We start from the raw sequence: 11297 nt of genomic DNA, 5'->3' as shown, positions 1-11297 counted from the left end.
CGGCTACGGGAACGACGAGAACCAGTGCGCCTTCGGCACGGCTGGAATACCGGTCGTGCCGAGGCGTGGTGGCAGATGATCGAAGTCCGTCGGATCGAGGGCGTGCACCAGCGCAATGAGCTGGTCGCCCTTTCCTGGGTGGACGACGACGATCGCCAACTGCCGATCGAAGCCTTTTTCTACCGTGCCGACAAAAGTGGCGCCGAAAACACGGATTCGCTGGCATCGGCCAGAAACGACCAGAAGGAATTCATGAAGCTCACGGGTCGCTGGGTGCCGATCGTCCGCTGGGATGCGACGGATACGCCCCAGGGCGGGGCGACGTTCAGCCTGAGGTCGGCGGATCAGTTGATTGCTGCTCCTGCCCATTAACCGGCCTGCATCACCGCCGCTGCGTCAGATGCGCAGCGGCGGTGAGCCGTATCTCATGTCGCGATATGTCTTCGACTAGAGGCGTTTCTCCGTCACGACGTGCTTGACCACGACATAGTCGCCACCACGCGGGCGGATGACCAGTTCCTCACGGTATCGCCTGTTGTATTGCACGCGCCCATAGGTCACGTGCGCATCATCGCCGTCGTAGGTGATGCTCGATCCGTTCGCATCCGGGGCCGTAGATTTAAGTCCAAGTAGGCGTCGCCGCCTGGGTCGATGCCGCTATAGAGCGCTTTCAACGCATCCAACGTACCCGCCCGATTCAGTGGTCCACTGTAGTTGCCGGGCAGGGTGGAGCGGTAGTCGTCCCAGGCCTTCGCAAATCGTGCGACAAATTCCCTGACTTTGGGATCGCGCGCATCCGGCCGCGCGGTGTTTCGACCGGAGCCGGAGCCTGAGCTGGGGCCGGAGCTGGGGCCGGAACCGGAGCTGGAGCCGGAGCCGGAGCCGGAGCCGGAGCCGGAGCGGAGCCGGAGCTGGAGCTGGAGCCGGAGCGGAGCCGGAGCTGGAGCTGGAGCTGGAGCCGGAGCTGGGCCGGAGCTGGAGCCGGAACTGGAACTGGAACTGGAACTGGAACTGGAGCTGAGCTGGAGCTGGAGCTGGAACTGGAACTGGAACTGGAACTGGAGCTGGAACTGGAGCTGGAGCTGGAGCTGGAGCCGGAGCCGGAGCCGGCGGCATCGAGCCAGTCCCATCTGGCTTGGTCACCGAGTGCCGCGTTACGACATAACTGCCGCCCGACCGTTCGACGACCAGCGTCTCTTCGTAGCCGCCTTCGTCATACGGTTGCAGATAAGTGACGGCATAGGCATCGCCATCCGGCCGTACGTCGCAGTCGCTGGCACGCAAGGCGGTGTAAACCACACGGTAGTAGTCCGCTGGCTTGGCAAGATCCAGGTTTCGGTAGAAGCCTTGAAGCGTTGCCCTTGCATCGGCTGATGCGGAAGAATCGGATGGTGACGTCAGCGTCTCCCTGCGCAGCCGGCGCCATGCGCTGGCCAACTCGCCGAGGAAGACACGTACGTCGTTCTCCGGCGGCGGTGTCCGCACGCTGCCGGCATGGCTGGAGACGCCACTGACATTCTGCTGTGGCTGCTGGCCTTGGTTCAAGGCTTCGATATCGGCCGTGAACGCCGGGCCGCCCCACACCGCGGAATAATCGAGACGAATAATGATGTCATCGATCTCCGCCTTGTAGGCGTCGAAGTCGGTCGCATTGCCCGGGAACGACAGGGTCCATTCCGAAATGGCGCCGGTGCCCTCGAAAGGCATGTAACGACCGTCGATAAACTCGTTACGCAGCAGGATCGTTTCCATCGGATCTGCCGACCTACGTGGTGACGCATGCGAAAGCAGCAGTGACTGGTTACCGCGAAGGTTGCGAACGATGGAGTCGGGACGCTCCTTGATGATGCGCTTGAACCACTTCACGCCCTCCAGATCGGGCGATAGAGCAGCGTGTTCGATCGTTGCGTAAGCACGGCCCGCACAGGCATATCGCCGTGCAGTGTCTTTGCCCGGCCTCCGGTTTGATTTCCACGGCAACATGGCGGATCTGTCGCAGGTAGTGACCCGGGTAGTCGTTATCGAAGGCGTCTGCCTTCAGGTTGAACCAGAGCCGGTTCGCGCGGATGCCCTTGCTGAACGCGTCTCCAAGCAGCTGGGAAAGCGAGATCTCCTTGTGAATCAGCGAGCGCCGCTCGTTGCGCAGGAAGAACGCCTTCTGCATGGACTGGAGGTCGTTCTGGAGCGCTTCGCCGGCGAGCATGCCGTGCCACGCGCCATCCCAGGCGTCCATGCGCACGTGGCGGCTGTCGAAATCGCCGGTCTCGTAGCGATAGCTCGCTTCCGCGGCCAGGCACAGTGACAACACCGAGTCGTATGACGACGCGAACAGCGTACCCAACTCGCCCAGCATCCAGGTATACGTGGATGCAATGGCGAAGCCTGTGGTCTGCACGTTGTACTCGGTGCGGACACGGTCGCGATTGGCAAACGCCATCTCGAGTTCCTTGTCGGTGGCCGCCCGCCGCGACGTCCATTCCGCCAACTGCGCTTCCAGAATATCCAGGTCGCTCTCGGCCATGGCCTTGTCCAGGCCCCACTGCTCGTTGCGGCGCTCGAACTCCGCCTCGGAACGCAGGTCTTCGGCGAGAAGCCGCGTCGCTTCGGCGCCGGTCTTGAGAACTTCCCGTGCGGCTTCCGAAAGACCCTCGTACTTCTGTCCGCCGAAGGCCATTCCATAGATCGTAGGAATCATCTTCAGCGCGCCAGTCACAAGGGACGGTCCGGCTGCCGCATATTCCATGGCTACCGCCGAATAACCCACCGTGGACGCGACGATTTCAAGCGCACTGCGCGGCAATGCCAACTGATCGGTGTAATAGGCAATCCGTTTGCGGATGCCGCGCTTGGTTGCCTCCAGTGAGAGTCGTTCCCTGGCCGCCGTGTCCACGGCCTGCCGCTTCAACGACACGTCGAAGTCCGCCAGGGCTATCAGGGTCTTTTGTTGTTCGACCTCAAAAGCGTTGTCGGCCTCGTGCTCGAAGATCCGGAACAGGAAGCGGCCCAGGTCAGTGAATCGTGCCACGGCAGTCTGCGCTGCGGTCATCACCTCGGCAAAGCGGTAGTGCGGAATGGCATTCATCCGCAAGGTGTTCATTGAGCCCTCCGACCCACGGCGGCCGCTACCGAAAGCCAGGTCGTCTTCATGGCCATAGCCGAGGTATGGCACGGTCACGCCATCGATCGTACGGCCATGGCGCAGGTTGTCCAGGCGCGAGAGGAGCAATGCGCGCAATTCTCGCAGACGTGTGTTCAATGGCGCGATGAACGCGGCACCCCGCGATGCCAGCGTCACCGGTCGCCATGGTCGGGCCTCGGCCGGCTCGCCGAGCGCACCGATCAGGCGCAGTGCGCGCTGGTAGCATAGCCACGCCTCGCGCAGGTTCTCCGGGGTCAGCCGGCGGAACTGATCGTCGCCCTGCATACGCCAGAGCTCTACCGCGAAGGCATGGATCGCCTTGCGAAAATGCACGTTGTTCGCGTAGCCCGCCAACTCTACCGCTTCACCGGTGTCCTTGGCGCCAGCGAGCCGATAGACCAGGGGCAGGGTGTTCCAGAACGGCAACGGTGCGGTCGTTTCCGTGGTGCGGCCGCGATACGGATCGAACAGATAGTGGCTGCACCAGTTCCATGCGTCGGTGTATTGGCGCTTCTCCCGCAGGTTCCAGGCGACCAGCCAGGGTACGTAGAAGAACAACCCCCAGAAATAGAGCCCGTTGGCGCCGCTGAAGTCCACGAAGCCCGCGCCGTCCTTCTTCCTGAGCGCAGGCTCCGGCAGCGTCTGCGTCTCGATCGACAGCACCGCGTCGACCGAACGGCTGGCTCGTGCCACCAATTGCTTGCCAAACAGCGTGTTCAGTCGGATGGGCGCGCGACCGGTTTCATCGAGGTCCAGGTACTGGGCCTGCTCGCGGTTCTGCCATAGATAGGTGGACGCGACGCGATCGTCGGACAGCGCACTGTTGTCCTTGCTGATGTCGTCCAGCGTGTAGGAGCGCTCAAGCGTCAACCAGGTCAGGCGGGGGGCATCGGCGGCCTTGTCTTCAGGATCTTCGGTCGCGGCGAGTTCGAGCCTGAATGTATATGACGTGCGGTCCGGATCGACAGGGAAACGGACGCTGCAGGTCTTTTTACTATGGTGCGCTGCATTCAATTCGACGACCTGCGACTCGCCCGCCTCGTCCCAGCCCACGATTCCCCGCAGGGCCTGCAACGCTTCGCGATAGTCGCCGCTCTCGTTGGCGGCCATCGACGCGATGGCGCGGCGGACGTCGCCGGGTAGCTTGTAACGCGTGGCCGAATCGAGTGTCGAACCAATATGTTGGGCTGTGTAGTCGGTCAATCTGTCCCGAAGCTTACTGTCGCGGGTCGTAGCCAGTGCTTGCGCGAATGGCAGGTTACCTTCGAATGCGTTGGGCGGAGTATCCGACGTATCATCGCCATTGGTCTGCGTTGCAGCGTAGTATTCGGAGGCCGGTATATTCCATTGCGTGCTGTCGAGTGCTGAGAGCCATGCCCTTAATGTTTGGTTGTCAGATGCGGCCCAGCGGGAAAGGAAAAGGATGCCCACATTAGTTGCGGAAGCTAGAAATTTTGTGGCGGCTTGTTCTGTGCTGACTATAGTGGCAGTTGAACTGCCAACAAGTGAAATACTGGCACGCAGCGGTAGATCGTCGGGGAGTGTCTGGAAGCCATTTGTAGGTTTTGCTTTAGCTTCCAGGTCGACCGGAATATCGAGGAGGGCAATCAGCCCACCTTTTAAGTAAACGTGGGCTAACGAAATGTTGTCACTTGCGTGGAGCGGAGGGCCTTCGACGATTTCGACACTTGCGATAGCAAGACCATAGTCATTTAAATCCGGGTCCAGAGCCGCCCTATTCCTTGTAAGGCTGGCGCCGTTTCTTTTCCAACTACTGCCCTTCGTCGCCAGTCGGAGACGAATGCTACTTCGCCTTTCGCTCAGCATCAGATCAACACTTATCGGAATCGAGCAGGAGGTTAAACGGAAATCTCGAGAAAAATCGTTGGCGAGAACATGCGCAACGTGTTGTCCAGTCGTTTCTGTGGCCGACGTTATTTTGACTTGAGCCTTGAGTCGTGGTTTTCTTTTATTGGAAAAATCTTTTCCTTCCATTGTCTGCGTTAAACTTATATCGCAAAGTACTTTGAATGCGATGCCGCGTTCATGACGGTTCCGGCGTTCGACGACGGATAGTTTAAGTGAAACCGTCTTGTCAATCTGAATTCGACCTATATCCTCTAGAACAGTTATGGATTGAACCGGTAGGGGAGTTGTTCTCCACCATATACCCTCAAACGCTGCAATGACGTCGACATGCATGCCATCACTCGTTATACCAGCAGTGATGCTCGCTCCTTTCGGATTCAGCATGCCTCGCTTTACACGAAGTTTCTGCAGGTTTTTCTCATGAATTAATGGCTCTGGTTTCGTTCCTTTGGATGATTTCAATACGTATTTTGTACCAATATAAGGGTGCTGAACTACACGTGGATCGCGGTAAAGTTTCGTCCAGTTCTTCACTAGGCGACTTTCATAGGCTATGTCGCCGGATTCATCGAGCCGGCGTTCATCGATCAACAGAAGGTCCCGGACTACGAGGTGGTAAAGGTCGGCGACGTTGGTCGTCTTCGTCTGCATCGTCGCAGGCACGGGATCGCCTGCATATTCACTGTTGAACAGCAGCGCGACAAGAAACGGATCCTTCGCCCGGCGGCGTCCCTTGCGGTTTTCCATGACAACCATCACCGGCGCGTACTCGCGGGTAACGAGGTTTGCCCTCTCGCTGCTCATGCCGCTTTTTACGGAAGCGGTGGAAGCCGGTTTCGTAAGGCTGCCGCCGTCGGTTCTTCCGTCGAGCGAAAGAAGCGTGTTGGACATGCTCCATCGCCCATCCGTGCCTCGGTAGGCGAAACACATGCGTGTGACATAGAACGCACTCGGACTGGTATCCCCGTCGAAGACGATGGCGGAGGTATCGCGCTCCACCCAGACGATGTACGGCCGTCCATCGACGATCAGCGGGCGAAGGAGTTCGATGTCACGGCGTGGATCGTCGGTTGCAAGGCGTGCGACACGTGCGGTCGAACGGATCGTCGCCAGCGCTACCTTAGCCGTCTTCATGGCGTCCGCGGCCGTCTGTCGTGCCGCCTCGTCGTCCGAGGCCTGTTTGACCTTGCTCTCGGTGATGAAGCCCTCCTTCGATGCCTTGTCGGACGCGTCCGCTGTTTCGCCGGCCTTTGCGAGGTTTGCTTCAGCAAGCTTGAGCGCGTTTTCGGCGGCCACGAGGTCTGCATCGTTTTTCGCTATCAGCTCGCTCGTCACCTTGGGCAGCGTCGTACGCACAAGCTCACCGACCAGTGGCAACTCGATGGTCTCCCAATCGCTCCAGGCGAGCATCGAGGTCTGGCCGTCCGGCGCCGTTATGGACATATCCGCCGTGCGCCAGAAATACTCCACGGGTTCGACGTTGCTGCGACCGATCATATGCAGCTTGTCGCTCACGGGGTCGACGCCGTCGTGGTAGGCGGAGATGACCTGGATATTGCTGGTGCGCTCGAACGTGGTCAGATAGGCCAGCAGGTTGGTCTCGATGTCGTCAGGCCTGGCCTGGCCCTGGGCTAGCTGCATTTCCAGGTCGGTGAAGGCCTGGCTCTTGCGCTGCCGATGAAGGGGGTCGATGTAGTTTTCGGGGTAGAGCCGGCGCTCTTTCCTCGCGCGCCAGTCGCTGTAGCGCGAGCGGTAGGTGCCCCATGCCTTTCGCCGCGCCTTGAGTTTGTCCGTCGCATCGAGCTGGTGTTCCATGCCACTGAGCAGGCGATGGACATAGAGCTGCATACTGTCGATCGCCGCGCTCAGCCGGGTGGTCTCGGGCTCCGGACCAACCGCCAGGTCGGTAAGCAGCCAGTCGGACAGCGCTTCACGACCGGCGAAGGGCTGGCCGTCGGCGTCGCGTGCGTGGTTCGACACCCAGGCGACGAGGGCATCCCGCCAGGCACCGTCGTGTCGGCGCAGGATGCCTTTGACGTCGCCGGCGCTGCAGCTTGCCTTCAACAGACTGGCGGCGCTTTTGATGGCGTCGGCGGTGCTGTCGAGGTCCAGGCGCGAAAACGTGTACAGCGCCTTCGCGGACAGCCCGGCCGACTCGGCCACCGCGAGTACGCGGAGCAGCCAGGCGAGGTGGGGGACGGTGGCAGGCGGGGTATCGCCTGTCGCCAGCAGGCTGACATCGATGCCCACGGCTTTCGCCAGCCTCTCGGGCGTCCAGGCAACGCCATCACCGCTTTTCAGCCAGGCCAGCAGGTCGCTGGCGACGCTTTCCGGTTCGTTCTCGGTACGGCGTGCCGCTTCGCTCACGGTGAGGTTCCATTCGGTCATCCGATGCACGAAGACGAGGTCGATGTCGCGCAGCATTGCGTCGGCATCGCTGCGTTGCAGTCCGAACGCGCCGGGCTGAGCGCATAATGCGGCGACGTCCTCGGCGGTCAGCTTGAGCAGGAGCGTCAGGGCAGCACGCTGGCGCAGGGCGGCCGCGGCGGCCGCGATGGCAGGCCGGTCGAGCCCTGGACGGTACAGGCCGATCAGTTGCTGGCGCGACAATCCGGCCCATGCGCGCAGGCTCTCACGGAGGGCGGCTGTGCCGACGCCTGGCAAGAGTGCGGTCAGCACGTCGTCCAGTCGGTCGAGTTGGTCGCGCCGGGCCTGGCGGAGTACGCCGATGACTTCATCGGTCGTCCCATCGATGGCGTCACGGATCGCGTCCGGCCTCGCCGGCCTTTCCGGATCGTCGGTAGGGTCCGCGACGTTTTCCAGCGCCACCTGGATGCGCGCGCGCCACGTCGTGTCGTCGCCGTTCGTCAGCATATCGTCGTCGAGCACCCCCGAAGCGGGTACCACCGATGCAAGGACGACCCGCGGCTTTCTCGCGTCCGGGGTCAGATTGTCGGCGAAGCGCATGGCGGAAAAAGCGCGTTCGAGGCGGGCGTCATCGACGATGCCGGTGGCGGTGGCCTTCTGCTTGGTGTCGATCAACGTGGTCACGGCGTCCACGGTCGCGCTCTGCGCTGCACCGTGCGCGAGCACCGTGCGCACCGCCTCCGGATCGAGCGCATGCTGGCGCAGCCATTCGCTCATGTTCATGAGTGAGACGATGGCGTCGACGGTGTCGCCCGTTGTCGTCCCGGTAGCGGCATCGGTTGAGTTGCCGCCGGCATCGAGCACAGCCGTGCCCGCCAGCCGGGCGAACAGGACAGGTTGTGTCGCCTCGAACAGGCGAAGCAGGGCCAGGCTTGCGGTTTTATCGAGGCCCAGCCAGCGCGGCACCATGACCAGACGGTGGCATGCCGATACGAGTGACAGGTCGCGCGTGAGTACGGCAGGGCTGCGCGTGGTGCGGACCCACGTCAACAAGGAGATCATCGCCGGCGCGTCCACGCCCAGGCCCGCGCACAACGCGGTCACGGTAGGGTCGTTCGCGCTGAGGGAGAACTCGGAACCGTCCATCACCAGCGCGGCGCCGCCCCGGGGACTGAACAGGCGGTCGTAATAGGGCGTCTCCCTGCCGGTGGCGTATGGCGAAATCTCGTGGATCACGGCCGCGTAGGCGTCGACGTCCACCTTTCGCGTGTCGCGAAGATGTCGGAACAGCCCCAGCGCCCTGAGCACATGCCGGTCGATGCGTCCCTCCGCGGCGCGTCCCTGCGCACGGAGGCTTGCCTGCAGCAAGCGGTCCACCGACGCGAAGGGTAGCTTCAGTGCGCCGTGAAGGCGCATGACGCGCGCCATGCGGTCGAGGTGGATGGCCTCCAGGCCGTCGAAGGCGGTGACCTTTCGTCCGTCAGTGACGGTCCGGACCAGACGCAGCGCGGGCGCTTCGGCCCCGTTGATGAAGCTGGCGCCGAAGACGACGCTGTTTGGGCTGGTGTCCGGTCTCCCCCTTCCGCTCACCGTCACTGATGTCGGCGTGGGGGCGGCGCTGTCGGCCGCCACGCCGTTGACGGCGAGCAACTGGCGCAAACGCTTGCGATCAAGGCCGGTGGCAGCAAGGAACGCGGCGCTGTCGACCAGGTCGCTCACGACGGCGGCGCTGCCCAGACCGTACTGCTCCCTCAGCGTCTGGTTCATCTCGGTCGACGGTGCACTCAGGAGCCGTCGCAATTGCGATGGCGAGAGATGGGTGCATAGCGTCAAGGTGTCACGCATGCTGACCGAAGCCGCATCGCCGTGCGCAAAACCGGGATAGTCGGGGTCGATCTGGCGTAATGCGCTCCAGCGCGACTGGTGCTTGTACTTGAGTACCTGTATCGCGAGATCCCACGGGCGGTCGAACGGCAGGTGGGCCGGCCCCGTAGCGGACGCCAGGACGGTTTCCGGCGCCTGTGCGGGAGGTTCGGCGAGGCGCACGACCTGCGCCTCGAGCAGTTCGATTGCCAGCGCGAGCCGCGGCACGCGCTTGGTCAGCGCCGTTTCGTCAAGCAGAAGGCTGCCGATGTCCGGGCGCCGACGCGCGAGCGGACTGTACGGCTGCACGGCGTGATCGCGCTCCAACTGCCGTGCGTAACCAAACAGATCGTCGGCGTAGGCCAGTGGACCTAGCGAACTTTCCAGCGCCTCCGGTGCGCAGCGGTCGACCGAGCGGTCACCAAAAAGGTGGGCGTAGTCGGCAGCGAACGTATCGGCCGTAACGGGCGTGGCGCCGACGGTGGGCGCGGGGATAGAGGTAGCCACGTTTGAGTCCATTCGAGACGAGGAATCCTTCCGTCGTTCGACGCTACGCCTTTGCGCGAGAAGCACCATAGGCCGTTCGTCGTAGGCGCCGCCACGCCATGCGCGGACAGCGCTGCCTGTGTCCGGCACTGTCCGCGGACACGTTTTCAATGGCTACGTGGCGACACAAGTGATTGATAGTAATAACGTGTTACTGCTGGCACGGCACTTGCTGAGCTACGCCGTGAAGCTAACCAGGGAGATCGCCATGATTCGCGACACGTCCGCCACGGACAGCCTCGTCGAAGTACGCCCCAACCGTCGCCGCAAGCTGATCCTGATCGGTGCCGGCGTGGCGGGGCTGGTCCTGCTCGCGCTGGCCGCGCCGAAAATCGCCACGATGTTTTCCGCCGATTCCTCGATCAGCGCCTCGCGCCTGTCCTTTGGCACGGTGTCGCGCGGTCCCTTCGTGCGCGATATCGCCGCCGAGGGCAAGGTGGTCGCCGCCGTCAGCCCCACCCTCTACGCCGCCTCCGCAGGCGCGGTGGTGTTGAAGGTGCATGCGGGCGATGTAGTGACGAAGGACCAGGTGCTGGCCGTCATCACCAGCCCGGAACTGACCAGCAAGCTGGCGCAGGAAAAGTCGGCCGCCGATGCGATGCAGGTGGAGTTCCTGCGCGCGCAGATCGACGCGAAGAAGAAGCGATCCGAACTGCAGAAGGCTTTCGACAACGCGACCATCGACCAGACCGCCGCCGACCGCGACCTTAAACGCTACCAGACCGCCTTCGACAAGGGCGCCGTACCCGTGGCCGACGTCGATAAGGCCAAATCGACCCTGGACAAGGCGGCGGTCACCACCAGACACGCGCAGTCCGACCTCGCCATGGACAACGACAGCCTGACCTTCGACGTGCAGTCCAAGGGGCTGGCGCACGATCGGCAACTGCTGATGGTCAAGGACCTGGAACGCCAGGTGGACGACCTCAACGTGAAGTCCCCGGTCGACGGCCAGGTGGGCCAGTTGTTCATCGCCGAGCGCGCCACGGTGGCCAAGGACGCCCAGCTGGTGAGCGTGATCGATCTGTCCGCGCTGGAAGTGGAGATGAAGGTGCCGGAAAGCTTCGCACGCGACCTGGCCATCGGCATGCCGGGCGAGATCACCGGCAACGGCAAGGTATGGAACGGCAAGGTCAGCGCCATCTCGCCGGAGGTGGTCAACGGCGAAGTGGCCGCACGCCTGCGCTTCGACGGCGATACGCCCAAGCAGCTGCGCCAGAGCCAGCGCATGTCCGTGCGTATCCTGCTGGACAAGCGCGACAACGTGCTCACCGTCGAGCGTGGCTCCTTCGTCGACGAGAGTGCCGGCCACTACGCCTACGTCGTCAACGATGGCATGGCCGATCGCCGCGACATCCGCGTCGGGGCCAGCAGCATCGACAAGGTCGAAATCCTGGACGGACTGAAGGAAGGTGACAAGATCGTCATCTCCGGTGCGGATGCCTTCGGCGCCGCCAAGCACATCGCCATCAGCCGCTGATCCGGCACCCACTTACCGAAACGAGGGACACGT

4 protein-coding genes are annotated in these 11297 nt (G+C 62.6%); 2 read left to right on the top strand and 2 right to left on the bottom strand.

What is annotated here, in order from left to right; all coding sequences use genetic code 11:
- A partial coding sequence (locus FA89_RS19020; RefSeq protein WP_221174346.1) for a hypothetical protein occupies positions 1 to 372 on the top strand: 372 nt, incomplete at its 5' end.
- A 285-nt stretch (positions 373 to 657) separates the two neighbouring features.
- Here FA89_RS19020 and FA89_RS20815 read toward each other — a convergent pair.
- A complete protein-coding gene (locus tag FA89_RS20815) occupies positions 658 to 1866 on the bottom strand; it encodes a hypothetical protein (protein WP_185754473.1) in 1209 nt (402 codons plus the stop codon).
- Positions 1802 to 9745, bottom strand: coding sequence for a neuraminidase-like domain-containing protein (locus FA89_RS19015; protein WP_185754472.1), 7944 nt, complete (start codon positions 9743 to 9745; stop codon positions 1802 to 1804). Before FA89_RS19015 ends, FA89_RS20815 begins: the two co-directional genes overlap by 65 nt.
- Before the next feature lie 247 nt (positions 9746 to 9992).
- Between FA89_RS19015 and FA89_RS19010 the strand changes: the two genes are divergently transcribed.
- The gene (locus tag FA89_RS19010; protein WP_036143283.1) at positions 9993 to 11264 is read left to right on the top strand and encodes an efflux RND transporter periplasmic adaptor subunit; all 1272 of its coding nucleotides are present in this window, start codon (positions 9993 to 9995) and stop codon (positions 11262 to 11264) included.
- The last annotated feature ends 33 nt before the right edge of the window (positions 11265 to 11297 follow it).

The organism is Luteibacter sp. 9135 (assembly GCF_000745005.1).
Taxonomy (GTDB): Bacteria; Pseudomonadota; Gammaproteobacteria; order Xanthomonadales; family Rhodanobacteraceae; genus Luteibacter.
Note: the sequence above shows the minus strand (reverse complement) of the source record. Positions and strands in the feature narration are given on the sequence as shown.

Bases quoted from the DNA above. Each gene is read 5' to 3' on its own strand.
- FA89_RS19010 (WP_036143283.1), top strand. From the start codon at position 9,993: ATGATTCGCGACACGTCCGCCACGGACAGCCTCGTCGAAGTACGCCCC.